Source organism: Paraburkholderia sp. SIMBA_027 (assembly GCF_046535315.1).
GTDB classification, from domain to species: domain Bacteria; phylum Pseudomonadota; class Gammaproteobacteria; order Burkholderiales; family Burkholderiaceae; genus Paraburkholderia; species Paraburkholderia tropica.
Window position 1 is genome coordinate 1 of the sequence record NZ_JAWRWY010001392.1, and the last position, 244, is coordinate 244.

The window sequence follows — 244 nt, forward strand, 5'->3', positions numbered from 1 at the left end:
CCGTGCCACAGCGTTGCCAGGATGGCACGGGTGTCGTCGTCCATCAGGCCGAACACGAAGATGTCGATCGAACGCGAGAAAGTGGCGAAGTAGGACACGCTCACCACAGTGCTGGCGGCGAACAGTGTCGCCAGCACGGCGCCCAGGTAGGGCAGGCACCGCAGCCACAGCGCCTGCGCCGCCGGCCCCGCGGCCAGCAGCAAGGCGGCCAGCAGCGGCGCCGAAAACGCGATGGCAGCAACCT

General features: G+C 68.4%; 1 pseudogene. It reads right to left on the reverse strand.

The annotated features are described in order from the left end of the window. A pseudogene (locus SB764_RS43755) lies at window positions 1-244 on the reverse strand (LTA synthase family protein); the annotation flags it as partial.